General features: G+C 62.3%; 26 protein-coding genes and 1 pseudogene. 15 read left to right on the forward strand and 12 right to left on the reverse strand.

What is annotated here, in order from left to right; all coding sequences use genetic code 11:
• Positions 1–45 precede the first annotated feature (45 nt).
• The 9 genes from EKE94_RS10575 (at position 46) to EKE94_RS19065 (ending at position 6,326) form a co-directional block, all read left to right on the forward strand.
• A complete protein-coding gene (locus EKE94_RS10575) occupies positions 46–1,158 on the forward strand; it encodes a zinc ABC transporter substrate-binding protein (protein ID WP_127906573.1) in 1,113 nt (370 codons plus the stop codon).
• A gap of 91 nt (positions 1,159–1,249) precedes the next feature.
• On the forward strand, positions 1,250–1,915 hold the full coding sequence (locus EKE94_RS10580; RefSeq protein ID WP_127906574.1) for a DUF1007 family protein: 666 nt from the start codon (positions 1,250–1,252) through the stop codon (positions 1,913–1,915).
• Entirely contained in the window at positions 1,897–2,919 is a 1,023-nt protein-coding gene (locus EKE94_RS10585; RefSeq protein ID WP_127906575.1) for a nickel/cobalt transporter, read from the forward strand. The genes EKE94_RS10580 and EKE94_RS10585 overlap by 19 nt, the downstream gene beginning before the upstream one ends.
• 96 nt (positions 2,920–3,015) lie before the next feature.
• A complete protein-coding gene (locus EKE94_RS10590; RefSeq protein WP_164870890.1) occupies positions 3,016–3,411 on the forward strand; it encodes a glycine betaine ABC transporter substrate-binding protein in 396 nt (131 codons plus the stop codon).
• A gap of 125 nt (positions 3,412–3,536) precedes the next feature.
• Positions 3,537–4,121 (forward strand): ATP-binding cassette domain-containing protein, encoded by a 585-nt coding sequence (locus tag EKE94_RS10595; protein WP_127906577.1) that lies wholly within the window; start codon positions 3,537–3,539, stop codon positions 4,119–4,121.
• Complete coding sequence (locus tag EKE94_RS10600) at positions 4,078–4,518, forward strand: ATP-binding cassette domain-containing protein (protein WP_127906578.1); 441 nt, start codon at positions 4,078–4,080, stop codon at positions 4,516–4,518. The genes EKE94_RS10595 and EKE94_RS10600 overlap by 44 nt, the downstream gene beginning before the upstream one ends.
• Before the next feature lie 188 nt (positions 4,519–4,706).
• Positions 4,707–5,375, forward strand: a complete 669-nt coding sequence (locus EKE94_RS10605) for an ABC transporter permease subunit (RefSeq protein WP_127906579.1) — start codon at positions 4,707–4,709, stop codon at positions 5,373–5,375.
• 74 nt (positions 5,376–5,449) lie between these two features.
• Entirely contained in the window at positions 5,450–6,064 is a 615-nt protein-coding gene (locus EKE94_RS10610; RefSeq protein ID WP_164870891.1) for a sulfatase-like hydrolase/transferase, read from the forward strand.
• 133 nt (positions 6,065–6,197) lie between these two features.
• Entirely contained in the window at positions 6,198–6,326 is a 129-nt protein-coding gene (locus EKE94_RS19065; RefSeq protein WP_268878281.1) for a hypothetical protein, read from the forward strand.
• Between the two features lie 755 nt (positions 6,327–7,081).
• Here the strand turns inward: EKE94_RS19065 and EKE94_RS10615 are convergent.
• Positions 7,082–7,987 carry a LysR family transcriptional regulator gene (locus EKE94_RS10615; protein ID WP_127906581.1) on the reverse strand — a complete coding sequence of 302 codons (906 nt, stop codon included), beginning with the start codon at positions 7,985–7,987 and terminating at the stop codon, positions 7,082–7,084.
• Positions 7,988–8,095: 108 nt separating this feature from the next.
• Here EKE94_RS10615 and EKE94_RS10620 point away from each other — a divergent pair, with 108 nt between their 5' ends.
• Positions 8,096–8,959, forward strand: a complete 864-nt coding sequence (locus EKE94_RS10620; RefSeq protein WP_127906582.1) for an SDR family oxidoreductase — start codon at positions 8,096–8,098, stop codon at positions 8,957–8,959.
• Positions 8,960–9,110: 151 nt separating this feature from the next.
• Positions 9,111–9,530 carry a VOC family protein gene (locus tag EKE94_RS10625; protein WP_127906583.1) on the forward strand — a complete coding sequence of 140 codons (420 nt, stop codon included), beginning with the start codon at positions 9,111–9,113 and terminating at the stop codon, positions 9,528–9,530.
• 104 nt (positions 9,531–9,634) lie between these two features.
• On the opposite strand, the gene EKE94_RS10630 is transcribed toward EKE94_RS10625, so the two are convergent.
• Positions 9,635–10,522 (reverse strand): SDR family oxidoreductase, encoded by an 888-nt coding sequence (locus EKE94_RS10630; RefSeq protein WP_127906584.1) that lies wholly within the window; start codon positions 10,520–10,522, stop codon positions 9,635–9,637.
• Positions 10,523–10,654: 132 nt separating this feature from the next.
• On the opposite strand from EKE94_RS10630, the gene EKE94_RS10635 reads away from it, so the two are divergent.
• Both EKE94_RS10635 and EKE94_RS10640 read left to right on the forward strand, forming a co-directional pair.
• Positions 10,655–11,161 (forward strand): TetR family transcriptional regulator, encoded by a 507-nt coding sequence (locus EKE94_RS10635; RefSeq protein WP_127906585.1) that lies wholly within the window; start codon positions 10,655–10,657, stop codon positions 11,159–11,161.
• Between the two features lie 47 nt (positions 11,162–11,208).
• Positions 11,209–11,430, forward strand: a pseudogene (locus EKE94_RS10640) (type I methionyl aminopeptidase); the annotation flags it as partial.
• A 49-nt stretch (positions 11,431–11,479) separates the two neighbouring features.
• Here EKE94_RS10640 and EKE94_RS10645 read toward each other — a convergent pair.
• Positions 11,480–12,634 carry an epoxide hydrolase family protein gene (locus tag EKE94_RS10645; RefSeq protein WP_127906586.1) on the reverse strand — a complete coding sequence of 385 codons (1,155 nt, stop codon included), beginning with the start codon at positions 12,632–12,634 and terminating at the stop codon, positions 11,480–11,482.
• A 99-nt stretch (positions 12,635–12,733) separates the two neighbouring features.
• Between EKE94_RS10645 and EKE94_RS10650 the strand changes: the two genes are divergently transcribed.
• Positions 12,734–13,390, forward strand: coding sequence for a TetR/AcrR family transcriptional regulator (locus EKE94_RS10650; protein ID WP_127906587.1), 657 nt, complete (start codon positions 12,734–12,736; stop codon positions 13,388–13,390).
• A gap of 50 nt (positions 13,391–13,440) precedes the next feature.
• On the opposite strand, the gene EKE94_RS10655 is transcribed toward EKE94_RS10650, so the two are convergent.
• The 9 genes from EKE94_RS10655 to EKE94_RS10700 all read right to left on the reverse strand — a co-directional run bounded on the left by EKE94_RS10655 (position 13,441) and on the right by EKE94_RS10700 (position 24,216).
• On the reverse strand, positions 13,441–14,304 hold the full coding sequence (locus EKE94_RS10655) for an SDR family oxidoreductase (RefSeq protein WP_127906588.1): 864 nt from the start codon (positions 14,302–14,304) through the stop codon (positions 13,441–13,443).
• Positions 14,301–14,807: a MarR family winged helix-turn-helix transcriptional regulator gene (locus tag EKE94_RS10660; protein ID WP_206615058.1), complete on the reverse strand. Its 507-nt coding sequence runs from the start codon at positions 14,805–14,807 to the stop codon at positions 14,301–14,303. The genes EKE94_RS10655 and EKE94_RS10660 overlap by 4 nt, the downstream gene beginning before the upstream one ends.
• A 1,086-nt stretch (positions 14,808–15,893) precedes the next feature.
• Positions 15,894–16,088, reverse strand: coding sequence for a hypothetical protein (locus EKE94_RS10670; protein ID WP_206615059.1), 195 nt, complete (start codon positions 16,086–16,088; stop codon positions 15,894–15,896).
• A 37-nt stretch (positions 16,089–16,125) separates the two neighbouring features.
• Entirely contained in the window at positions 16,126–17,496 is a 1,371-nt protein-coding gene (locus tag EKE94_RS10675; protein ID WP_127906590.1) for a hypothetical protein, read from the reverse strand.
• Positions 17,497–17,960: 464 nt separating this feature from the next.
• Positions 17,961–18,491, reverse strand: coding sequence for an RNA 2'-phosphotransferase (locus tag EKE94_RS10680; protein WP_127906591.1), 531 nt, complete (start codon positions 18,489–18,491; stop codon positions 17,961–17,963).
• A gap of 266 nt (positions 18,492–18,757) precedes the next feature.
• Positions 18,758–20,590, reverse strand: a complete 1,833-nt coding sequence (locus EKE94_RS10685; RefSeq protein WP_127906592.1) for a TniQ family protein — start codon at positions 20,588–20,590, stop codon at positions 18,758–18,760.
• Positions 20,587–21,558 (reverse strand): TniB family NTP-binding protein, encoded by a 972-nt coding sequence (locus tag EKE94_RS10690; RefSeq protein ID WP_127906593.1) that lies wholly within the window; start codon positions 21,556–21,558, stop codon positions 20,587–20,589. Before EKE94_RS10690 ends, EKE94_RS10685 begins: the two co-directional genes overlap by 4 nt.
• A 3-nt stretch (positions 21,559–21,561) precedes the next feature.
• Entirely contained in the window at positions 21,562–23,409 is a 1,848-nt protein-coding gene (locus EKE94_RS10695; protein WP_127906594.1) for a Mu transposase C-terminal domain-containing protein, read from the reverse strand.
• A gap of 99 nt (positions 23,410–23,508) precedes the next feature.
• Positions 23,509–24,216 (reverse strand): TnsA endonuclease N-terminal domain-containing protein, encoded by a 708-nt coding sequence (locus tag EKE94_RS10700; protein WP_127906595.1) that lies wholly within the window; start codon positions 24,214–24,216, stop codon positions 23,509–23,511.
• Positions 24,217–24,292: 76 nt separating this feature from the next.
• On the opposite strand from EKE94_RS10700, the gene repB reads away from it, so the two are divergent.
• Positions 24,293–26,128, forward strand: a complete 1,836-nt coding sequence (gene repB / locus EKE94_RS10705) for a plasmid partitioning protein RepB (protein WP_127906596.1) — start codon at positions 24,293–24,295, stop codon at positions 26,126–26,128.
• Positions 26,129–26,204 lie beyond the last annotated feature (76 nt).

Here is a 26,204-nt window from a genome sequence, read left to right on the forward strand (position 1 = left end):
CATGTAGTGCAGCACACAGATCGTTATATAATTACAGGAGACGTCATGTCCATCCGTCTGATTTCCCTCGCCGGTGTGGCCGGGCTTCTGACTTCGGGCGCTGCCCTGGCCGAGGTGCCGCAGGTCGCGGCCGACATCGCCCCCGTCCATTCGCTGGTGGCCCAGGTCATGGGCGATCTGGGCGAGCCCGCCCTGGTCGTCCAGCACGGCGCGTCGCCGCACAGCTATGCGCTGCGCCCCTCCGAAGCCCGCGCGCTGCAGGACGCGGACGCCATCTTCTGGATCGGTGAAGAGCTGGAACCCTGGCTCGAGGATGCGATGGCCAACCTCGCCCCCGATGCCGAAACGGTGACTCTGATCGATGCCGACGGCACCGAAACGATGGAATTCCGCCAGGGCGCGACCTTCGAGGCGCATGACCACAGCCATGGTGGCCACGACCACGGCGCGCACGATCACGACCACGAAGGCCACGACCATGACCATGACCATGACCATGACCATGAGGGGCATGATCACGAAGGCCACGACCACGAGGGGCACGAACACGCAGGGCATGATCACGATCACGAGGGCCACGATCACGACCACGAAGGGCGTGATCACGCCGGCCACGACCATGGCGGCCACGACCATTCGCATGACGGCGTCGATCCGCATGCCTGGCTGTCGCCCGACAACGCCAAGGCATGGCTGGACCTGATCGCCGACGAACTGGGCGAGCTCGACCCCGAGAACGCCGAGACCTACGCAGAGAACGCCGAGGCCGGGAAATCCGAGATCGACGCCGCCGTGACCGACGCCGAAGAGACCCTGGCCTCGGTCAGCGACCTGCGGTTCGTCGTTTTCCACGATGCCTACCAGTATTACGAAACCGCCTTCGGCCTCGCCGCAGTGGGGGCGATCTCGCTAAGCGACGCCTCCGACCCCTCGCCCGCGCGGATCGAAGAGGTGCGCGACACCATCGCCGATCTTGAGGTCACCTGCGTCTTTGCCGAGCCGCAGTTCAACCAGGGCCTCGTGCGTACCGTGGCCGAGGGCACCGACGTCGCGACCGGTGTCATCGACCCGCTGGGCAGCGACATCGACCTTGGCGCCGCGTTCTACCCCGAGCTGATCCGCGAGGTCGCGAACGAAATCGCCAGCTGCACCAAGTGACCGGACGCCGTCCCGTGCGGGCGGCAAACATCGGCCCACCGCGCCTCCTGCCCGATTGCAGGGGGCGGCGGCCGGCCCTAAGGCAAGAGGCATGTTCGCCCGACTCATGACCATCCTCACGCTTTCCATGGGATGCGCCGCCCCCGCGCTGGCGCATCCTCATATCTTCATCGACACTGATTTCGATCTCGTCTTCGACGCCTCGGGCGCGCTGACCGGCGTGCGGGTCGAATGGAGCTATGACGATTTCTATTCCCTCCTGCTGGTCGAGGAGAAAGAGCTGGACGCCGATGGCGACGGCGTGCCCGAACAGGACCGGCTGGACGCCTTCGCGGGCAAGGACGTCGACTGGGCGGCGGGCTTTCCGGGCGATTTCTCGGTCACCCTGGACGGCGCCGAGCAGGTGCTGCGCCCGCCCGAGAACCACGAGGCCTGGTGGCGCGACGACCGGTTCGTGACCTCGCACATCCGCCCGCTGGCCGCGCCGGTGGCGGTAGAGGGCCACCGCATCGTCGCACGCTCGTATGATCCCACCTATTTCGTGGCCTACGACGTGCCGAACACCCCCGGCGTCACCGGGCGCGACGACTGCCGCCTTGTCCGCGACGCCGCCGACCGCGCGGCCGCACGGGCCGAATACGGCGACAAGCTGGCCGCCGTCGACATGGCCGAAGATCCGTTCGAGGTGATCGAGCTGCCCGATATCGGTATCCTCTTCGCCGATGCGTTCGAGCTTTCATGCGCCGCGCCCTCCTGATCCTGCCGCTGGCCGTCCTGGCCGTCCTGATCTGGGCGGTCGCGACCGGGGCCGACGCCCGCGTCGCGCAGTGGGCCGCCGGATGGCAGCGCGATTTCCAGAACGCGCTGGCCGGGGCGCTGCGCAGCCTGCGCGCCGGCGAGCCGGGCGCGGTGGGGCTGCTGGCGGGCCTGTGTTTCGCCTATGGTGTGGCCCACGCGGTGGGTCCGGGGCATGGCAAGGTGCTGATCGGCGGCTATGGGATGGGCCGCCGGGTGCCGCTTTTTCGGCTGTCGGCCATCGCCATGGCGGCTTCGCTCGGGCAGGCGTTGACGGCGGTTCTGATCGCCGGCGTCGGCATGGCCCTTCTGGGATGGTCGCGCACCCAGGCCACCGGCACGGTCGAGGGGCTGATGGCCCCTGCCAGCAGCCTGGCCATCGGGCTGATCGGCCTGTGGCTGGCCCTGCGGGGCGGCCGCAAGTTGTGGCGGCTGAGGCCCGGTGCCGCCCCCCCGGCCCCGCCCGCCGACCTTGGCCACGCCGCCCCCGCACAGGCGCATGGGGCCGCACATGATCATGTGCACGAACAGTCCCATCCCCACGCGCACTCGCACGCCCATTCCCACGCCCATGACGCAGGTGCCTGCGGCTGCGGGCACCGCCACGGCCCGACGCTGGAAGAGGTCGGAGCCGCGACCCGCCCCCGCGACATCGCGGCGCTGATCGGCAGCATCGCGATCCGGCCCTGTTCGGGCGCGCTGCTTCTGCTGGTACTGACATGGCACATGGGTATCGTGCTGGCCGGCATAGCGGGCACCTTCGCAATGGCCCTGGGCACCGGTGCCGTCACGGTCGCGGTGGCCGTCGCCGCGGTATCGACCCGGGAAAGCGCCCTCGGCGCCTTTGCCGGCGGCGGCGCGATCCCGCCGCGTCTCATGCCATGTGTCGAGCTTGCCGCAGGCATGGTCATCGCGCTCGTCGCAATCGAGATGTTCTCGACCAGCGGCGGGCCGGTCCTGCGCTAGACGCCCTAGTCCGGGTCCGTTGCGGTCTCCCCGGTCCTGGAAACCGCTGCACGACGCCTTTTTCGAAAAGTCGGGGTCAGCGACCGGCTGATCCGGGTGAACCCGGTCATCACCGGGGCCGAACGGGGTGACTATATCGACAAGGCCGCTGCCGACGAATACGGAATCGACACCCTCGCGCAGCTGAAAGACCCCGGAAGCACGGCGCCTTTCGACGGCGAAGGCATGGCCAACATGTCGCGCTGCAACCCGGGTCGGGGCAGCGAACAGATCGCCGGACACCAGCTTGACGAATCCGGACTTCGCGACACGCCCAAGTTCTTCGAGATCGTCAAGATCCCGCTCGCGGCGGTGAACGCCGCACAGGTCAAGCTGCGTGATGGCGAGGACACCGAGGAGGATTTCGTACGTCACGCCGCGGACTTGGGCGCCGAGAACCAAAAGCAGTGGGACGCATGGATCGACGAGGCCACCGCCGCCGCGGCCGAGTAACCCGCAGCCACCCTTTTCAACCAGACGCGGGGGCGCGGATGTTCCGAGCCTTCGCCCGCAAAGGGGCAGCCTGATGCCGGATCTACAGATCGAATGCGAAAACCTGCGGAAGATCTACGCGGCCCATGCCGACGAGGCTGGAGGCCGTGCGCAGCCACACCCTGCCGAAAGACGAGGTGCGCGACCTCTTCGACTGCGTCCTGGGCGTGTGGAACGCCAACCTTACCCTCCGCGAGGGTGAAATCTTCTGCGTCAGGGGTCTTTCAGCGTCGGGCAAATCGCCCCTCGTGCTGCACATCAAACGCCTGATCGACCCCACCGCCGAGGAAATCCATGTCGCCGGGCGCCGGGCCGACACCATGCCCGAGCCCGCGCTTGAACAGCCGCGGTCGGTCACCATCGGCATGGTGGTCCGGTACATGGCGCTCTGGCCGCACCGCACCCTGACAGGCAACCTGGGCTTCGGGCTGGACGTGCTGCGCGCGCTGTCGTCGATGGAGCTGGACGGCTGGGAGGATCACCAACCCGACCAGCTGCCGGGCGGGATGCAGCAACGTGTGGGACTGGTCCGAGCCCTGGCCGCCGACCCCGACATCCTTCTGATGGACGACCCGTTTTCCGCGTTCGACCCGCTGATCCGGCGCCAGCTGCAGGATCAGGCTGGAATTGTCACGCAAGCTGCACAAGACGGCCGTCTTCACCACCCATGATCTGGACGCAGCGATCCGCATGGGCGACCACATCGCCATCATGAACGACGGCGTAATCGTGCAAACCGGCACGCCCCAAGAGATCGTGTTCACTTCAAAGGACGACTACGTCGCCCAGTTCGTCACGGGGATCTCCCGCACCGGGCTGATGCGGACCGCGAACATCATGTCACCGCTGGACGGGCGCCCCGCGACCGGCAAGACGACCCGCGCTTCCGGGCGAGGTGCTCGACCAGGTTCTACAGGATCAGGAGCCGGTCACAGCCGTCCCGGGCGAAAGATCGCCAGTCGGACATATCGGCGTCACCGCCGCCCTGCGCGCCTTAAGGGGATAAGATCCACGGATCTTCGCAACATCTTCGATACCGATTGGGTGCCGGTCGGCACCTGGGTCTAAACCGCCCTGAACTGGACCGTCGAAAATGTCCGCTTAGTCTTCCACGCGATCAAGGTGCGGTTCGACTTCGTGCTCGACGGGCTGGAGAATGGCCTTGTCGAGGCGCCGGATCTTCCGATCATCGCGCCGGTCGCGTGGCAGGCGGGCAGGCGAACAGACGGCGCATCGCCACGATCTAGGGCGCATCGATGCTGGGCATCGGCCTGATGGGCGTGGAGGAGGAAAGCATGGTGACGCTTGCCATCGTGCCGACCTGCGTGATCTTCTGTTCGCAGATCGCCGTTCCGCCAGGCATCCTGCCCAACCGAACCGGGAAGGTCTGGGGGGCGCGGCTGCTTCTCGACCTGATGCAGAGGCTCCCGCCCTTCGTCTATCTCGTGCCCATCGTGATGGTGTTCTCGGTCGGCAACATCTCGGGCATGATCGCCACCTTCATCCATGCCCTGCCGCCGGTCGCCCGGCTGACCAACCTCGGGATCCATCAGGTCCGGCCAGACATGGTAGAAGCCGCGCGCGCCTTCGGGACCAGCCACCGGCAGAGGCTCTGCAAGGTCGAGATCCCGCTTGCGATGCCGACGATCATGGCCGGCGTGAACCGGACCATCATGATGGCGCCGTCGATGGTCGTCGTGGCCTGGATAACCTCGGTCACTGGGCTGGGGCACATGGTGCTGCGCGGACGCGGCGGGCTCGACATGGGGCTGGTGACGGTCGGCGGCCTGGGGATCCTTGTCCTTGCCGTGGTGATCGACCGGCTGTCGCAGTTTCCGGGCACGTCGTCGCGCGATCGCGTGCACAAGAAATGGTATCTGACCGGCCCCGTCGGCAGGGCCCGGTCGATGGCCAGAAAGGGATAGCCGATGTCCGGCAAACCCGACATCCTCTTCATTCAGGTCAACCCGCTGACCGCCCCTCGGGCGAAAAGCGGCAGGTGCGCACCGCGGGCTGGCTGTCGGTGAACGACGTGCAATTGCCGCTGAACGCCGCGATCCCGGCCCTGCCCGCCCATCAGCAAGATGCGCATTCGCAGCGCCTGCTCCAAAATTCCGGGATGCCCGATACCCGCTTCGCGGAGGGGGATATCGCCGGGGCGCGCCGTGCCTATTACGGGTCGATCAGCCATGTCGACCAGATGGTGGGCCGCATCCTCGATACGCTCAGGGCGACGGGCGCGGCCGGGAACACGGCCATCATTCTCACCTCGGACCACGGCGAAATGCTGGGCGGACGCGGGATGTGGTCCACAACGCACGTCTTCGAACCCTCCCTGCGCCTCCCTCTGATCCGGCAGGCTCTGTGGATCGCGCCGCAGCGGGTCGCCGAACTCGCCTCGCTCGTCGATCTTCTGTCCAACTTCATGGGGTTGCCCGAGGGCATCGGCTGGGCCAACTCATCGGCTGGGCCAGCCCGGTCGAACCGCTCGAACGGATCGACCGGATCCCCCTGCTCGGCCAGGGGCAGGCCGCACCGCAACGCTGCATCCATGCCGAGTATCTGGCCGAGGCGACGCCTGCCCCGATCTTCATGCAGCGGCAGGGCACCCTGAAGTTCGTAACCTCGCCCGAGGATCCGCCGCGGCTTCTCAATCTGGCTCCCGACCCCGGCGACCGCGACACCCTCGCGGATCGGCCCGCGTATCGCGACAAGGTCAGCTGACTTCTGGGCTAGGTGCGGCGGATGTGGAACGCCGACTGATGTCGCAAATCGTCACCAGCCAGCGGCAGCGCAAGCCGATCCTCCAAGGCCTTGGCGCCAAAGGAGAGCCGCACTGGAAGCATGGCGAGGACGCGAACGAGGATGTCCTGTGATATCGCGGTGAGGGCAGCGACAACGACTGGGCCTTTTCCGCCTTGCCGGTGGAAGAGGACGCCCGACCGGCGCAACCCGCCGTGAATGCAGAAAGGCGCGCCACCCCCTGGAGGGCCGCGCGCCTTTTCGCGTCGGGGGGCGGCCCCGGAGGGCAGCGCTGTAGGTGCGCGCGTAATGCGTCGCCTTCCCTCTTTATAGTTCCGCGGGTTAGGTTGCTGTGCTCGCGGAAAGCTTTTCGCGTCTCGCCTTCCAGCGCCGTTTGGGCATCGGCGTCCCAGCCCACATTTTGTGGCAGTTTTCTCGTTGTGTGTGAAGCCAGATCAGCCGAACGGACTCAGGCAAATCACGCCCAAGATCAGCACTCGACCCCAGCCAGACAGTCGAGCAAGACGGGGAGCGCTCGAGAAAGGCATGGACCGCCACGGGCCGCCTCGCGTGGCGCATAGGTTCAGGGGGTGTCTGCAAACGGTGTTCGTCCGCTATGCAGACTTCCTGTCGTTCGCTGCGCTCGCTCAAGTCTCGCCGCGACTGGCAAGGTTGCCAGCAGTAAGGGCGGACAGCCGACCTTCGCTGCACCAGCGAGCCGATCGGGAGAAAGTCCGGAAAGCGGACTTGGAAGTCGTGGCGGTGACTGCGGCATTTGGTGGGACGAAAGGTCTGGTTCGTCCACGGCAGTTAGTATCGGGTATGGCCGACGAACCCGCTCTCGATAGGCTCGATTTCGGTATCGGATGGTGTCCGTTTCGGGTGGCGCTCAGCTTTTATCTTGATCCCGGCACATCTCGATGAAGGCACGTAGAGGCCGCGGAGCATGGCGGCTCGGGTAATAGAGGCGGGGTCCGGTGCGGGCGGGCCAGCGGTCCGGCAGGACCGGGATCAGCGTGCCGGCCGCAAAGTCCCGCTCAAGCCAGTTGCGGAAGGTCGCGATGATGCCGATGCCGGCGCGCGCGAAGGTCAGGCCGGTATCGATCGCGTTGACGCCGAGGATCAGGCGCGGGATCGGCTCGACCGTGATCGTCCTGCCATCCTCCACCAACTGCCAGGGCAGGAGCGGGCCGTCCGAGAGGCGGTAGCGGATCGCCTGGTGTTCGGTCAGATCACGCGGCGCAGCCGGCGTGCCGTGCGCCCGAAGATAGTCCGGCGCTGCGGCGAGGGCGATCTGCTGCATGCGCGGGCCCACGGGCACCGACACCATGTCCTGCGCGAGGATGTCGTCGTAGCGGATGCCGGCGTCGCAGCCGGCCGCCACGATGTCGACGAGTCCGTTCTCGACCACGATCTCGACCTCCACCTCCGGGTGATGGGCGTGAAAGGCGGCGAGGATCGGTGGCAGCACGTCGGGCATGACGGCCCCCGGCACGTTCAGCTTGAGCCGCCCGCGCACGCGGTCCGCGCCCTCCGCCGCCTCGGCGCGGGCGGCATCGAGCCCGGCGATGAGGGGGCCGATCCGGTCTGCCAGGGTGCGGCCAGCATCGGTTGTGGAAACGCTGCGCGTCGTGCGCCGCAATAACGGCACGCCCAGTGACGCCTCCATCCGCCCGACCGTGTTGCTGACCTTCGACGGCGCGAGGCCGAGCCGTCGTGCGGCGGCGCGGAATCCCCCCTCGCGGACGACCATGTGGAAGATTGCGAGGTCATCGAGTGAACTGCTGTTCGTCATGGAGAACACCGTATTCTGAAAATGGTGCGTAGTCACCGGCTCAAAGAACAGCCAGGTTCCTGACGTGGGGCGCCGGATAGTCCGGCTCATCGCTTCGAGGAGACCCATATGCTCATCGTCACCGGAGGGACCGGACAGCTCGGCCGTAGGATCGTGGATCATCTCAGGACACTGGTGTCGGCGGATCGGATCGGGATCAGCACCCGCGACCCCGCGCAGGCGGCCGATCTCGCCCGGGCTGGCATCCGCGTGCGGCGCGGCGACTACGACGACCCCGCCAGCCTGCGCCATGCCTGGGAGGGCGCGGAACGCGTCCTGCTCGTCTCTTCGAACACAGCCGCCCGCGGGGGCGATCCGCTTGCACAACATCGCATGGCGATCGACGTCGCGCGCGAGCTTGGCGTCGAGCGTCTGCTCTACACCAGCCAGATCTCGGCCTCGCCGAACTCGCAATTTCCGCCCGGACGCGATCACGCGGCCACCGAGGCCATGCTGGCCAAGTCCGGTCTGCCCTGGACCGCGCTCCGGCATGGGTTCTACGCGGCGAGCGCCCTTGGCATGAACGCCCGCGGTTTCGCGCAGGGAACGCTGTCAGGTCCCGAAGACGGCAAGGTCGCCTGGACCACGCATGACGACCTGGCCGAGGTCGACGCCCGCTTGCTCGCCGGGGAAGAGACCATCGACGGCCCCACGCCGCCGCTGACCGGGGCCGAGGCTCTCGACCTCGCGGATCTTGCCCGGCTCGCCTCGGACGTGACGGGCCGCGACATCGCGCGAGAGGTGATCCCGGAAGAGGAGATGGCGCGTCGCGCACGACAGAACGGCGTCCCCGGCGGCGCGATCGCCATCATGACGGGCTATTTCCGCGCGGCGCGCGCGGGCGAATTCGACCGCCCGGACCCGACACTTGCCCGCCTTCTCGGCCGCGACCCGGTCCCGATGCGGGATGTGCTGGCCGGGGCGCCGATCTGACGTACGGAAGGGCAACCCGGTTCGCGGTTGGGCACGACGGGTCGATGACACCATTCGGGGTGGCAATCGCGCTCGACCGGGTCTGGGGCCCACAAAGCAACCATCCACCGTCCATCGACGGACAAACTCACCAACTTGAAAGCCAAAAAACATGACACAGCCCATCGCCCTCACCGGCCTGCACCATGTCGGCGCCACCGTCAGCGATCTCGATGCAAGCATCGCCTGGTATCGGGAGACGCTCGGTTTCGAGCTGCTCTCCACATACGGCTGGCCCGGCGTGCGGGCGGCCTTCATCGGTCGCGACGACATCCGGATCGAGCTGTTCCAGAACGAGGCGGCGACGCCGATGAGCGACGACCGACGCCGGCCCGACACGAACCTTCGGATCGGCGGGATCGGGCATCTGGCGCTCGGCGTCGCCGATCTCGAGGCGGCGGTGGCCGATCTGCGAGACCGGCAGGTGGAGATCGTCGCCCCGCCCCGCGAAGTTCCCGACGGCAGCGGATCGCGCTTCGCCTTCATACAAGACAACGAGGGCATGCTTGTGGAATTGTTCGAACAGGGATGAGAGCGAAGCGCTTCACGCTTCGATCTCGCTGCGGCCTCGGCCGACCGGCTGTCACTGTGGTCCCGGTCAGCCGTTGGCCGAGCTTTCCGGCATCCGGGCGAATGTCAGCCCTGATAGTCGGGCTTCTCGATATCGGCGACGATGCCGGGCTGTTCTGGCTGCCAGCCGAGCGTCTTTCGCGTCCAGTCGTTCGAGGCGGGACCGTCGTTTCCGACCCAGATCGCCAGCGGCCCGAAATGCGCCTGAGCGTCCTCGGGCGAGAGAGAAATGGATGGAAGGCCGAGCTGGCGGCCGATCGCTTCGGCGATATCCCTGAAGGTAACGCCTTCCTCCGCAACGGCGTGGTAGGCCTCGCCTTGAGCGCCGCGCTCAAGCGCCAGCCGGTAGACGCGCGCGGCGTCAAGGCGGTGGACGGCGGGCCACAGGTTCCGCCCCTCTCCGATATAGGCGGAGACGCCCTTTTCGCGCGCGATGGCGGCAAGCATCGGCACAAAGCCGTGTCTCTCCCCCTTGCCATGCACGGATCTTGGATTGCGGACAACGTTCGCGTGGATGCCTCGGTCCGCCAGCGCAAAAGCCGTCTGCTGGGAGGCACGCGGGAAGGCGGGGATCACTGCGGGGCGGTCCGTCTCCCGCGCCTTCTCTCCCGTCAAGTGCAGGAAACCATCGGTCACGACGATCGGACGCCCCGACCCTGCAAACACATCGCCGAAGACCTCGATGGCCGTGCGATCCTCGGCGGCCAGCTCCTCGATGCGCGAAAGGTCCAGCCCGAAGGCCGTGTGGATGATCCCATCCGCTTTCTCAGCGCCGCGCCGGAGGACGTCGATATCGTCGAGCGCACCGACGAGCGGCGTTACGCCCGCGGCGCTCAGCGCGTCGGCCTTCTCGGGAACGCTTGTCAGACCCGTGACGGAATGTCCGGCCGCGAGGAGATCACGAGTGATCACCGACCCGATCCAACCGCTCGCACCTGTCAGAAATACACGCATGATCGACCTCCTTGCGCATGATGACCGGGATCTTATGATCACCGTCAGTCACTGACATTAGCTGTATGTCAGTGACTGACAAGGGGTGAGCTATTGGCAGATACGGCACGAAGGCAATTGCAGCAGGCGGCGGTGGAATTATTCGGCAAGAAGGGGTTCGACTGCACCACGGCCGCCGAGATCGCCGCCCATGCAGGCGTGACGGAACGCACCTTCTTCCGACACTTCGCCGACAAGCGTGAAGTCCTGTTTGACGGGCAGGCGGTCCTTCTGGACGCGCTCTTGTCCGCGATCGGCGAGGTGCCGCGGAATGCGCCGCCGCTCGACACGCTGTTCCGGGCCTTCCGATCGGTCTGCCCGCTCCTCGAGGCCAACCGTCCCTTCTCCGAGCCCCGGCAGGCGGTGATCTCGGCGACGCCTGCGCTTCAGGAAAGAGAACGGGCAAAGACGGCCGCTCTCGCGGAGGCGCTGGCGGGGGCCCTGCGCGGGCGCGGCGTTCCGGGCGAGAAGGCTGCGATTGCCGCGCAGATCGGGATGAGCGTCTTCGCCCATGTCACGGGGGCCTGGCTGAACCAGGCCGCGCCGGGCCTGACGGAACGCCTGGACCGGGCGGAGCAGGATCTCAGGACGTTGATATGACCTGCGCCGACTGACCCCGGTGAATGATGGCCGTCAGAGAGTCCGAACTCCGCGAGGGAATGATCTTCACCGTCGAGCCGATGATCGACCTCGGTCGGCCAGAGGTGAAGACGCGGGCTGACGACTGGACCGCCGTGACGCGGGACAGATCATTGTCGGCCCAATTCGAGCATTCGATCGGCGTCACTACGGACGGCTTCGAGATCTTCACGCTCTCGTCCCAAGGGCGTCACGCGCCGGGCGGCGACCTCGACTCCGCTCTGACCTGAGGGGCACGCGGCGCGCCGGCTCCTAAGATGAGGAACCGACGCCCGGCCGTTACCGCAAGGTTTCGAAGGTCTTCCGCAGGTCGTCGACGAAGGCGTCAGGGCGCTCCAGCGCCGCAAAGTGGCCGCCCCTGTCATGTTCGGTGAAATGCACGAGGCGTCCGAACCGTGCCTCGGCCCAGCGTCTGGAGAGACGCACCTGCTCGCCGCGGAACATCGAAATGCCGGCCGGGGTCTTCATCGACGAACTCGGCATTCCGCCTTCCATCATCGCCTGCATCCCCTCCCAGTAAAGCCGCGCCGAGCTCGGCCCGGCATTGGGCAGCCAGTAGAGCATGATGTCGTCGATCATCTCGTCGAGATCGAACACGGCTTCGGGATCGCCGCCGCTGTCGGATACGTCCTGAAAGAGCGCATAGATCCATGCGGCCAGCCCCACCGGCGTGTCCGCGAGCGCGAAGGCGACAGATTGCGGGCGCGAGGCCTGTAACTTCATGTAGGCGGAATACTCGGCGTCGTAGCGCGCCGCGTCCGCCAGCATCTGCCGCTCGTCCGCGTCGGCATTCGCAGCCTCGGCCTCGGTCGGCTGGAAGGGCACGAAGTTGAGGTGGATACCGGCCAGACCCGGCGGCGCCATGTGGCCGAGGATCATGGTGACCATCGCCCCCCAGTCGCCACCCTGAGCCGCCCACCGATCATATCCGAGCCTTTCCATCAGCGTTGACCATGCCCCTGCGATGCGCGCGGGGGTCCAGCCGGGCTCGGTCGGTTTGCCCGAGAATCCGAAGCCGGGCATGGATGGGATGACAAGGTGAAACGCATCTGCCGCATCGCCGCCATGGGCCGTCGGGTTGACCAGGGGCTCGATCACGTGCCGGAACTCCAGCACTGATCCCGGCCACCCATGCGTCAGCAGGAGCGGCATCGCCTCTGCGTGGGCAGAGCGGACGTGCAGGAAGTGAATGTCGGTCCCGTCGATCCGCGTGAGATGCTGGCCCCAGCCATTCAGAAGAGCCTCGCAGCGCCGCCAGTCGTAGCCGTCCTTCCAGCGCTCCACCAAGTCACGCAGCTTCACCAGCGGCGGTCCCTGGCGTCCGTCTTCGACCGGGCTCGGGTCGGGCCAGCGAATGCGCGACAGCCGATCGTGCAGGTCGTCGAGATCGGCCGGCGGGATGTCGAGGGTGAAGGGATGGATGGTATCCGACATGGGATGCGCCCTTGCTTGTGTTGATGAAGCGGCATATAGCACCGCCTGCGAAAAACAAAACGGTAGCGTAAAGTTTTTTTGGGAAGTCACGGAGGACGCATGGCGCGCGACAGAAAGCCCGTGAAGTCAAAGGGCGGCAGACCATCGCGGGAGCAGGCTGCGGAGATCAACGGGCGCATCCTGTCCGCCGCGACAACATTGTTTCTTAAGCGCGGCGTCGACGGTACCAGCCTGGAGGCCATCGCGGCTGCCGCGCAGATCGGAAAGCCCACGCTCTACGCGCGGTATCCGGACAAGTCCGCCCTGTTCGCCGCCGTCATCCGTGCGCAGGTTGATGCCGCCATGCCCCCCATCACGGGTGTGGCCGAGACGGCCACGCCCGCGGCGCGGCTTCGCCAGGTCGGGCGGGCCGTGATCGAGGGCGCCATGAAGCCCGTGCCGCTGGGGCTCATGCGGCTTTATATCGCCGAGGCCCCGAGGCACGGCGCGCTCATCCGCGAGGTCGACCGCCTGGGACGACAGGCCGCTCTGGAGGCGATCGCGGGTGCCTTGGCCGGAGCGGGCGGGGCCGATGCCATCGACCGCGCGCACGTCGTTGCGGCCCATTTCCTCGACATGGTCTTCGTGCCGCACCAGATGCGGGCGCTGCTGGGCGATGTCCCGGACGAGGCCGACCCCCTGCACCCGACCCTCGATGCACGTATCGAGACCGCGATTGCGGCTTTTAAGACGATGCACCTTCTGCCTGCCGAATAGCCCCGAGGCGGCAGTCCTCGGGACACAGAAGGGCGGAGGGGCCTTATGGCTCAGGCAGCTTTGACGAACTGCGCCCGATAGTCTGACGCGAACTGCTCGAAATCGTGAGGTGGCACCCCGGTGAGCCGCTCGACCTCGGATGTCGGATCGACGGCATGGTGGCCGGCGACCACGTCAGCGAACTGGACGGCAAGCCCCTTGGCCATCCATTGCGAAGTGCCGACCGCCCTCATCAATCCCCAGAAGGCGGATTTCGGCAAGTTGACGAACCTCACCTTGCGGCCGAGCACATCGCTCAGACGGCGGCTGATGTCGCGCATGTCCAGAGCTTCGGGTCCGGTGAGGAAGTATGTCGCCTTGTCATGGCCGCCTTCGGTCAAAACCGTCACGGCCACCCGGGCGACGTCGCGTGTATCGACCCAGGAGGCGCATCCCTTGCCCGACGTCTGCGGCAGGACCCCCTTCGAGATAGGGTCTTTGAACCACAGGAGATTCTGCATGTAGGCGGTGGGTCTGAGGATGGTCCACCGAAGACCCGACGCGCGAAGATGATGGTCGATATGGGCATGGGCCTGTGCCCACGGCACTGGCGTGCGCAGGTTGCTGTCTGAGGCTGAAATCTTGACGATCCGACTGACACCCGCCGCCTTGGCCGCGTCTATGGCGCGAATTTCGCGGTCGGTCTGATCGGGGGACGGACCCGAGAGAAGCAACATCGACTCGCACCCCTCCATCGCGCCGGTCAGCGTATCGGGCCTGTCGAAGTCGCCCAGAACCGCATCGATGCCCTTTTCCCGAAAGGCGTTGATCTGTTCTTGCTTGCGGCACATGGCCCTGAAGGGGGTGCCTGCATCGTGCAGCAAACGGCAGACTTCGCCGCCGATATCGCCGGTGGCTCCTGTCACGAGTATCATTCGTTCGCTTCCTTGTTCATGTGGTATTCGGCCGAGTCACCGTCGGCACTGCGACGCTCGAGCTCTTCGGCAAGGACGTCGCGGACCTGCTGAAGCGTCACGACGGCGTCGCGAATGCGGCGGCTGCCGACGCGGCCGGCTATCGCTGCGTCGATCGGCTCGGCCGCCTGTTCTGCCAGGGCAACCGCTTCCCGCCCCGCATCCGTCAGAACGACGAGCTTTGCCCGCCTGTGGTGCGGGTTTGCCGTGAAGGCGACAAGACCGCGCTCGGCCAGCAAATCCACGCTGCGTTGCACGGCCTGACGGGTCAGCCCCATGTTGCGCGCGATCGAGGCGGTTGGCAGGGGCTCGGGTGTGTATCTGAGCGCGCCGAGCACCTGCCAACCTGCGCTGGTCAGGCCCAGATGCGCGACGATCGCGTTGCCCGAAGCGATCAGCTGGCCGTTCACGGCGAACACCGCCAATGCCAACTCGCGCACATCGATCCCCGGCGTCATGGACATGCAACCCCCTGTCAAAATGACAACATGTTGCCAAACTAGCGCCGTTGGGAATTGTTCAAGTCACAGGAAGTCTCGCGCTCGAGAGATTTTCCCGAGATCAGTCGCAGAGCTGCGATGCACGGGTGCTGCAATCGAGTGCCGGCGGCGAGATCGCCGACACGACTAGACCCGAGATCGCGCTCAAGACGGCGTCACCGGAGCCAGGAGATGGCCACGCAGCTACGTCCCGGAAAGGTGTTCCTCGTTGTCGATCGCGCCGGACGTCCACCAAAACCGCGTCGGGATGTGCGGAGCCATTTACGCTACTACGGAGGACGCCGAACGATACTTATAGCTTGGTCGGCGGAAGACCGGTTTTCGGCTCTGCCGCCGCAAAGCTATCGGTCCACCTACCGCCTTCCTTTCACGCGCTGTAGGCGCGCGCGTAAGCTTTCGTACCGCCCCTTATATTTTCAGTGAGTTAAAGCGGCGATTGCACGCAAAGCTTTTCGTCAACTGAGCACGTAGTTTTTCGTGCAAATCATTCCGCGAAGTTGTTTCGCTTGAGAAGCTACCGCACCGATATTCTAACTTTTTCACAGAGCATGTGAAGCTGGAAACATCGAGTTCAAGAATTACCGTTCATGGCAAGCTTCGCGAGAGAGGCGCTGTGCTGCCGGTAGTCGTCTGCGGAATTTCTAAAGGCGGGCCAGGACACTTTGGTTCTCAGCCGCATGCGGCTGATCCGATCGAGGCTCTTCCCGTCTATCTTTCTGGGACATTTGACCAACCATCTTTCGCGCACTGACTTGAGCAAGCTTTCTTGAAGCTTGCCAGATCTGATTGTCGCCGGCATTTCGCAGTCGGGACGCGAAGCCATGGCACAGCTCAAGTTTGAAACATCGATGATGCGATTGCAGTTGCCCTGAAAAAGCACGAGATAAAATCTGGTCGTTCTACCGAGGCAGAACACGATAAGATCCTCGAGCAGGCGCTGCGCTTCGGGCAGAACCCCGACTTCTGGTCAGAGGCGCGCCAACGTCGCGTGAACTCAATCCTTAGCGCGCCATCTCCCGCATAGTTTCTCCGCAAGAACCGGGAGTGAGATCAGGTACGACGATAGGTGGGGAGGGCTTTGTTATCGACGCGTCCGTCGCGATGGAATGGATCATCGACGAGGAAGACAGCGACGAGACGGAACTTCTTCGGGGCAATGACATAGTCGCTTCGCCTCTTCACCGGATCGAGGCTGGAAGCGTGCTCCGTGCCATCGCCACCCGGAAGACCGTCTCCGGCGGGCATGCCCTCTGTAGTGCATTGAGAAATCAGATTTACAATCTCAATTCTCTGAACTCGATGGATCGCCTTCACCATGGTTATGCATTAAGTACTCCGATATATGGCTCGATCGCGCCTGCCTACGTGCTGCTTCCCAAACCTCATCAATATCTTCGCTATAGGTTCGGCTCTGGTCCAACCTTATTCCGAGAAGCTGAACTCTGCGCTCAGCACCAGAGTCCTGCAAGTATCCGTCGATCGCCCCTCGCTCAGATTTTGTTTTGAAGTTGTAGACACAAATTCCCTTTCGGCTTGAGTCTAACGACCTGTACTCCAAGAACATTTTCTGCTCTGTATACGAAACCTTGTCGGCTTTATGAGAAAAGTGCTCGATGGCCGGCTCCTGATTGCCATACTTTCGAAGCCACTGTGCGCGCCCTTCGATCTCCGCCCCATTCTCCTTGAATGAGATTCTGAATAAAGACTCGGATATCATTTTAGCGGGATGCTTGCTCCCCTCTGAATCCCCAGATATAACTCCGATGCAGTACCACCACCCGCTCCTGTCAGACATGTTCGAGAGTCTGAGATAGTTTTCATGGCCATACTCTATGTTGAAGTCAGGCTGAATTTTATACTGACTCAACAAGTTAAAAAGCCGCTCAAACATTTCGATTATGTTCGGGTCAACTGATCTAAAAAGCTTATGGTGGGTTGTAACGTCAGAGTGCATCCAGCCGAACACAACCTCACTTCTCTGAGAGAAGGAATCATAGTAAATCAACGTGAAATTAAGTGTTGGAATGTTGTGCCGAATGACCCTCAAGACATGACGTGCAGACGCCTTAGGCTTCATGAAGTCAGATTTATTTAGTTCGAGAAATCTTGGGCCAAAAACTTCGTTGTACGAGACAATATCAATCCAGGTTCGCGTGGTACCAGCCGCCTCCGCCTCAAAAAATGCTTTATAACACTTCAATGCGGCCTGGTCTTTAGCGTTTGGATTTCCACTTGCAGTTCGAAAGCTCACAAATGTATTACGAACCTCAATTGCAAGGGATATTCTATTCTCAATATGGCGCTCAAAAGCTGCTTGACTACCGAAGGCCGTAACATCAGATCTGCCTTCGATCGCAGCCATGATCTGGTCATGGCTTTCAGTCATCGAGTTACGGCTTACCCAACCTGAAATAGAGGACGCAATATTGTCGGCAATGAATGTTAGAAGAAGTGTTAGCGCCAGGACTCCAAGATTATAGGCCTGCCTGTCTTCACTCGAGATCCCGAACAATTCTTCGGGCTGGATGATAAAGTATGCCGCCGCTAAAAATATCGACAGAAGCACAAAAATCCGTGCAGCCAGTTCGAAGGCAAAGATTTTTCCAGATTGCGGCTTCAGCGCGCTTCGCGGGGGCTCCTTGAAGTTAGGCATGTCGACTCCATAAAATTTCACCAATAAATCGTAGTAGTCAGCGCTGCCTAAAATCAACAAAAACTTTATGCTTGTTTCAATTTTTGTCCCTCATGACAGTCGTTCGACGAGGCACGGCCTACCGGCCTACTGCTTTCCAGAAAATTCAATAAGCTCATTTTTGCCCAATCCGCGGAAAAGTTATTTGAATCGTAGCCTTGCTGCATGCCCGAATCCAATTAGCCACCTTGTGCGCGCGCTGTCGATTTGCTTTGCCGGCTACACCGAAAATCTTTTTTTACATCGATCTCTTCGGCCTATTCCTACTGTGCACGGACTTTGCGGATTTAGGCAGTGGAACCGTTCTCGCCGCCCTTCTCAACCTTATATAAGGGCGAGAGTTTTTTCGTAAGGCCGCCGACGCGAACGTTGAGAGCATCGGCTTTTTTGGAAGGCTCGCACTCGTAGCTTGGTTGGCACCCATGTTAGGGAACGCCAAACCCTAAGTATCCGGCCGGAACCCGATCGGTGAGCCAAACGCCGTTGTCTGCCCTGAAAAACAGGTGCCCGTCTGTATGCATCGCCTCAGCATCTACGCGAAGGACCACCGGTTTGCCATGCCTGCGCCCGACCCGCACAGCAATCTCAACTTCATGCGACAAGTGAACCTGTCGGCGTGATCCTGGGTAGAGCCCTTCAGCAAAAATCTCGTCGAGGCTCTGCGCAGCCGTTCCATGATAAAGGTAGGGGGAAGGTACGAGGACCGGCAGCTCGAGATCTACATTGATCGAATGCCCCTGAGCGGCGCGGATCTTGCCATCTCGGATCGTAAATCTCTGCTTGTCATTGTCGCGGACGATCTCTTCGAGGCGCTCTCTGGTCATCCTTTGGCCCACGGCTTTCATCTTGCGCAATAGCTCTTCGACCCTGACCCAACCGCCCTTTTCGATTTTCAAACCGATCAAGCCGGGTTCATGACGCAAAACGCGTGAAAGGAACTTGCTCTCGCGGCTCATTTCAGTAGCGACCGAATGATTGCGGATAGGGGCGCATCAGAAATCATTTTGGCCCCGATAGTCCCGAATAAGCTCCAATCTCTCATGGGCGGACCCTGTAAGGGCAAGGTGAAGGTCTTGCCGCAACCTTGTATTCTCAGTCCTCAACCGATTGTCGACCCTGCGACGATCCAGAGCGCGGTTGAGCAAAGATGCGAGAACCGGGCCGCTCGCCATCCCGACGCTACCAGCGAAGACAAACGTCAGGATCGTTATCTCAGAGCAGTTCAAATGACCGCGCCTTTGCTCGAACTGCGACCGGCCCTGTGCAGCGACGCGCTCACCAGTTCCGCGAGTGGCACGAGGTGGCCGCGCCACGCCGCGCCCTCCTGCATCGCGCCGACAGTCTCAACTCCTCGCTCGGCGAGCACGCTCCTCAGCTTGCGCGACGAGGTCCCTGCATCCTTCGCGAGCGATGCCAGCGGCACAAAGCGCGCCTGAAACCGTGCCAGACACTCGTGCCCGATAATCCGGCCCTTTCCCGGGCCGTGCGTGTAGGTTTTGTGCTCAAGGAGACCAAGGTCGCACCAGTGAGCTATGCACTGATCTTTCCAACCCGTCATTCGGCCAACCTCTTGGATGGTTAGCCCGGGTCCGCGAAGGGTCCGTTGCAGGATGGCATCGATCTCAGTCCGATCGAACTGGAAAGCGGCCAGCTTGCCTGACGTGCTGCCGAGAGATGGCGAAAGCCGCCCATCGTGTATGGCTCGGATGACGGCAAGGACGCCGGAACGGTCAGTCGTGAACCGAAGGTTGATATCCTTCAGTGAGACCTTCGAGCCATCTACCCGGACTGCACCTCTGCCAATTCGATCCAGCAGCGTCTGAGCGGCATCCAGATCGTGTGCGGCATCCACGAGCGGCGGCACGTTCGTGGCGACAACAGAAGCCAGAAAGCCGGCTTCCCACAAGAGCTCGTATTGCTTGCGCGACACGCCAAGAAATTCCCGAAAGGCGGACTTGTCGACGAACCGGGCCCTGTTCGCGCGGATGGTATCGACCGTTGTTCGGTGGATCATTGTATGCCGGTGCCCGAAGCCGCGACTGTAGAGTTTTCCTTCGATGAGGTCTCTGGCGACCGCAGCAACGATCCGATCGGGACGGATGCCGATCACCCGTGCGGCTTCAGCAGAAGACATCCAGTCCCGATCGCTTTCGGACCCGGCGCCGGCAGCCCCAGTGTAAGCGCCGTCGAACTCCAAGCTGATGACGGTGCCGAGTTCAGTACGAAAATCATCATAAGCCTGGTCGCTGAACCGCATCAGGCGCTGATACCAGCGACCGAGGCGCTCCGGTGCAGTCGAAGCGCTCGGGTCCCCTCGTTGCAGTCTCTCTGAGGCATCTTGCTGAAACACCGAGGGCCAGTCGCACAGCACTCTCGCCGCAGCCGTGAGAAAGGCCCGAGCTTCCTCGATGGTCTTCGGCATCGTCGTCTTCCCGTGCTTCCCTGAGCTCGTCATCCTTCCAGATGCCGCCAGGAAGAATAGAAATTCACCGATGTCGCTCGGAGCTCGAAACGCTAAGGACGGAGGTAAGCAGGCCCTCATCGGGTGCATCTCGCCGCAGACGAGAGCGGATAGCACGGTATCTGCTTCAGTCGCCGCATCTTGCTCCAGATGAAGAAGCGAACACCCGCAGCCGCAGGTGTCGTAGCCTCCCTTGCCCGGAAGCAGCGTCTCGCAACACATCGGACACTGATCTTTCAGAACCAATTCGTGGACCGTGCAAGCGGTGACAAGAGAGTGCCGCCATGCCTGCTGATGGGGTCGGCCCTCGGCAATACAGGCGGGACACACGGGAGCACTGTGATGTCGCTCGAAGCGCCAGTTCAGAAGCGCCGTCTTCGACTTCCAGCGGGGACTGATCTGCGCAAGCGAGCCTGGCTCGATGCCAAGGTTCTCTTCTGCCAAGGCAAGGTCCTCGATCATCCGGTGACCATAGCGGAGACCGGCTTGCCCCAGGAAATCCGATACGTCGGCCCAGAAGTCTATCTCAGCTGAACGCCGCAGAAAGCCGTCGAGGCTCTCGTTCTCCTGCGGCTTGATCTCTCCCTGGGTCATCCGACTTGGGCTCCCCACTCGACCCCGAGGCCTGGTAGCGAGTCGATCCGGTATTCGAGGCCGGCTTCCGCCATGATCGCAACGTAGGACCGCATGAGGTCCACCTCATCGGGCTCGCGGGTTTCGAAAAAGCTCGCAGTCGGAATGCCGGACTGCTGCATCGACGAAGCTGCCTTGTGGAAGTCCCGTAAGTCGATCACCCCAGGCCGCGACTTGCCGAGCGCGCAGAGCTTCAGGATGCGCATCATCATTGGCACTCGACCGCCGGACGCACCGTAAAGGCGCCGCACGAAGTCTTCGAATTCCATGGCCACAGGGAAGCCCGACTCCTCGAGGCTGACGATTGCCGCATCGGCTGCGGTGCCAAAAGCCTCCCTGTCGTCGTCCGCTTGCCAGTCGTATGGCTTTAGCAGAATGGTACCACTGGCCCTGTCTCGCAACTGCTCGTTCTGGTCAATGATGCGCTGAAACCGGGGGAGGCCATCGAGAATGAGCGTTATCCCGGTCTCGTCGATGAGCGTCTTCAGATGGTCTGCGGCCGCGCGCGGACTCAAGTTCGAGCCGCGCTCCGCGATGTGATTGACTTCATCGAGAACAACCACCTCGATCCCCAGGTTTTCGATCCCGCGGTAGACTCTACCCTTTACCGAACTCGTGACCTCATTCTTGCCGGGCTTCCGGCCCAACTGATTGAGAATCGCAGCGTAGATCTCTCTGCCGTTTGTTTGAGCGGGGAGTTTGGCGCGTATGACTTTCTTCATCGGGATCAGTGAATGGGCCGGCTCGGCGCGGTCGACGAGACGGCGCATGATCTGCGATTTTCCGACCCGAGTAGGCCCGAGAAGCGGGATGATGCCCCCCGCATTCGGCAGCCTTGCAGCCAGCCGAACCTCAAGTTCGGCGCTGGCGCGCTCAAACGCATCATGGCGCACGATCTGGGACAGGAGGGGAAGAGCGGTGCTGGTCATATGTTACTCCATCAAGTCCATACCAGGGCGATTGGATCGCCGGGTGATGGGCAGCTTCGGAGTAGGTTGGTTCGCCCTCGCTACGGCGGAAATCTCGCTGCGAGGCGGAACCTTGGATTTCTCGAACGCCTCCACCTTTTTGCGCCGTTCCGCTTCTTTCGCCTTGGCCTTCTTCAGGTTGCTGAGTTTGCCCCGACCAAGGCTGTCCGCTTTTCGCTGAGTCTCCAGCGCCAGTTCGATCGCGGTCGAACGGGCATCGAGATCTTCGGCTTTTGCCTCCTCGTTCACCTGCCGCAAGCGTCGTGCCTCGGCGAAACTAATCGCAGGCATACCCTGCATCTTCGCGCTTACGATCAATGGGTTTGAAAAGCCTTCCACCTTGTGCACGACGGCAATTTCGCGCGCGTCCTGAGGATCGTAACGGACCTCAAGCTTCGCGCCGACGCCCACGTGAGAGATGAAACGTCGAAGTTGACCTTCCTTATCATTGAACTGAACTCCCTCGACTTCGATGCCGTACCTTTGGAGCGTGCGCTCTACTGTACGGGTGCAGAAAACACTTCTGATTTCTTCGGGTGTTTTGACGTTCAGGACATGACACTCCAGGCGTTCCCAGCATTGTGTCGGAGATTCCGCATGGCGAAGCGGCGAATGGATGCCGCGACGAAGCTTCTTGCCGTACACGTCATAAGCCCATTTCATCAGCGCTGCTTCGAGTTCATCGAGAGTGAGTGTCGCCTCCAGCATCGCCTTATCGATTCTCTGGCGATTAGGCAGATCCTTGGAAGTCGTTGCCCCGGGTAGCGTGTGCAGGAATTCGTTGACTTCCCTCATCATTCTTTCGACGAACGGCTTCCTGTCGGGGCAGCCGGGGGTGTTCTTCGCCCACTCAATACCAAGCGCCTCGACGATCCGGGAAAGTTCGGGTCCGCTGTTCTCCGGTCCCTGATCCGAATGAACCATCAAGGCACATGCGGACACTCTTAACCGGTTCTCGATGCCGAATTTTTCGAAGAACGCATCGCTGCGTTCCGTCATGGTGTCCTTGAGGGCCCGGATGGTAAGAGCCTCTTTCGGTGCCTCCAGGCTCAATTGGATCGAGACCGGAAAGCCCATAGCCGCATCGACAGCCAAGCAAATTGTTGGCCGCCCTATGCAGACTCTCTCCTCGTTCACCACCATGATGTCGCCCGTCGTCGAGTCGATCTCAATGAGATCGAACGGCGCCTCGATCTTGTGATAGAACTGAGCCTGCAAACGCAATTTCCGGGCCGTCGCAGAGTCATGGCGGCCCTTTATGACGTCATCGGCAGGAAGCGCCTTCAGAACCGCCGCCAGAGACCGCTTCCCGCAGTCGCCCGGCTCTATTCCCTCCTGAGCACATTTGGCGCGATACTTCTTTTCGATGTTCGCAGATAGCTTGCCGAGAGAAAGGCGGTCGTTGCTGAGATAAAGTTCTTCGAGAACGTCCCACGCAATCTTCTCGTAGGTCGCGTCGTATCTACTGCCTCGGTTGCCGCTATTCTGCGTCGCGGGCACGAGGGCGTTTGCCCCTCCCTGAGCCTTCTTCTTTTTCCAGATTTGTATAGTTCGCGGCGTTAGCACCTTGGGCGCGACCCGCGAATACTTTTCGCTACTGTCGAGCTCTTCCTTCACGGTCTTTGCCGCGAGCTTTGCCGACAGGCCGGAATTGCGAAGCTCGGTCTCACGCTTGATGACGAAAAGCGCCATCCGCTGTCGCACGAGCGCGTCTTCATCCGGCATGAAATCGAGGGTCTGCTCGTTCCCGGGCTTGGTCGCGAAACCACCTGCGATCAGGCTCCGGTAGACCGCGATCGACGTCTCGAACACTTGGCTTCCTGACCCTCGAGAACAACGGTCGTGGAAGACTTCGAAAGGAACTTCAACTTTCGTCCATCCGTGATGTGGTGGCCGAACTGGTTATGCAGTTCAGAATGCATCGAGTGGCAACTCCATCAGGTGAGTTGGCTGCCCTTCAGCCCTGCGAATGAGGGTCCTGCCTGAAATTCGATCCTGCTGGACGTCGCAGGTCAGATGTCCACGCGCGAGGCAGCTGAGGATCAGGGCGTCGCCAAATCCGCGAGACCGCAGCTCACCAAGTGGCACCCCATCCAGGCACTCCGACCTGACGAACGTGATTTCCGGCTGGGTTGGTTCATACGCCCTCGCCATGGAGAGCGACCGGATGTTTCGCATGTAGGCATCGTGCAGAATGCGATCGTCGATGATGATCAAACGCACCCCAAAGCGGGCCAGCACGCTCGGATAGCTTAGAACATTCGGATTTCGCTCGATGAGTTCAGAGTGCTTGACCTCGACAAGCACGTGCCCGCTGCGCAAGCGAAGCTCGAAATCCGGCGTGTAGACGATCGGACGACTTCCGCTGTCTCGTGCCCATTCGTAGAGATCGTCTTTCGATGGGAATCGCCGACCGGTTGCAAGATCGAATGTCATGGGCTGCGTGCGTGCGCTGAGAACCCGCGGATCGAGGCCAAAGGCAGCTCCTGCGCTCGCCTCAAGACGGCTTTCGTATGCCGTCAGTCGCCCGCCAGCCGGCGCGAGATAGTGCACCTTCTTCTGCTGACCGCGAATGTGCGTACGCCTGGCAACCTTCGCGTTTTTCCAATCGATTCTCATGGAGCTTTACCCCTTCTGTTAGAACTACTAAACTGGCACCAGCATGTAGTGGGAGTCTTTTCTTGGTGCCGTCCCCATGACTTCACATCGCATCGGCGATTTTGCCGACGATCCGAACTGGATCAGCTTTGGAAAATCGCTTCGTCATGCCGTGCAAGACCCATCCAGCTATGGCTTTACGAGCTCAGAGAAGCTCCTCGCGGAAGTCGCGCGTTTGCGTGGCGTCGACACCGCGAGTCTGCGCAACCCGCTCGCAGCCGTAGCTTGGATCGAGGCCAACGCGCCGGAAGCGCTCAACGACGAAAACGCGCACGTCCCGATGACCGGGGTGCTGCTCCTGTCGCAAATTGGAATTCTCGACAAAGGCTTAGCAGAGAAGATCGGGCCGGATTTTTTTTCTGGCGCCCTCTCGCGTGAGGACCTCAGGAGAGCCCTGGAGGAGCTCAAGGCGAGACCGGGAATCGGCAAGATTGCGGCCCACGATCGCATCAAGAGAGCCGAGGCTTTCGAGAACCGCGTCTTCGACTACCTTCAATCCCATCCGGACGTGCTTGGCCTCGGCGAGAGGGTCACGGTGATTCCCAGCACCCGAGCCGCGACTGCCCCATACGACTTCGCTGCGATCCGCGACGGAGAAATGGTCGCCGCAATCGAGGTCAAATCGTCCCGGCAAAAGCTACATTATCGGTATCTCTTCGAGACCTTGGCGATGATCGCGCTCGCCGCTCGAAAGTACAACCGCGCCCTCCTCGTTGTTCCGGAAGACTGGGGCGATGCAATCGACAAGATCGGAGAGCTCATTCGCTCGCTGAGCCTCGAGGGTGTTCAGCATGCCATGTTCTCAGAAGAGGATGGCGGTCACCTGACGGTATTCAACTCGGCGACTGACAAGGCCAAGCCTGGCAGGCAGCCCACCGAAGCACACCTCCGAGACCCCTTGAGTACGAGGCTTGGCATCCTATCCGGCAAGTCGGAGGACAGAATATTGACCGATGAAAAACGAGCGCAGTCGCAGAATGATGCCTCGGGCGAAACGAAGTTGGCAGCTGCCAACTCTGCCGACGAGGCAAACCGGATCGTCGAGCTCGATCCGTCCAACATCCACTCTGCGGGCGTCGAGGATCGCATGGATGGTGGGCTGCGAGACATAGATGCACTCGCCGCCAGCATACGAGCCGTCGGACAAAAGATCCCGATCCTCGTCCGACCACACACGCAAAGAAGCGGAGAGTATGAGATCGTGGCAGGGCGCCGACGCCTCGAAGCGTGCCGCATCGCCGGCCTGCCTGTGCGTGCCGAGATTCAGGATCTGGATGAACGGGAGCTTGTCATCGGGCAAGCGATCGAGAACATCGCCAGGGAGGATCTGACCTATATCGAGCGCGCCCGTGTCGCAGTTCGCATGGTCGATGAAGTGGGCCTCCCGCAGTCCGCAATCGATGAAGCCTTCTCCTGCGGAAAGACAGACCGATCACGATACCTGAAGATCGGACGAGGCTTGTCCGGCGATATTCTCTCTTGGATCGGAAAGGCGCCATCGGTGGGCCGGCCGCGGTGGGAAAGACTGGTAAAACTCGTGGCACGCGACAGCGAAGCTGAACCGCGGATGCGTGCAACGATAGATGCCTTAGAGGATGAGGCAGTAAACCTTACATCCGATCAGCGGTTCGCGCGCATCTGGTACGCCGCAGGAAAAGTGCCTGAGCCGGCGGATGACCGGCAGCTGCCAGACGACTTGGTCTCGGTCGAGGGCCTTTCCGAGCCTGTAGCGCGAGTGAGAAAGTCGAAAGACGGGCTCGAGATCACGCTCTTCGACGGCACAAAAGACGGGCTCTTGGAGTGGGTTGAGGCGAACAAGTCGTCGGTGATCGAGCAACTGGTTCGGTTGCACGAGAGAAAAACAGGCTCTTAGCTGTAAAGGCTACCGGGAAAGATGCTAATAACTAATGACGACGGATTTTCTGATGTTATCCACACGCCCACACTTA

The sequence above is a fragment of the Mesobaculum littorinae genome (assembly GCF_004011175.1).
GTDB classification, from domain to species: domain Bacteria; phylum Pseudomonadota; class Alphaproteobacteria; order Rhodobacterales; family Rhodobacteraceae; genus Tranquillimonas; species Tranquillimonas littorinae.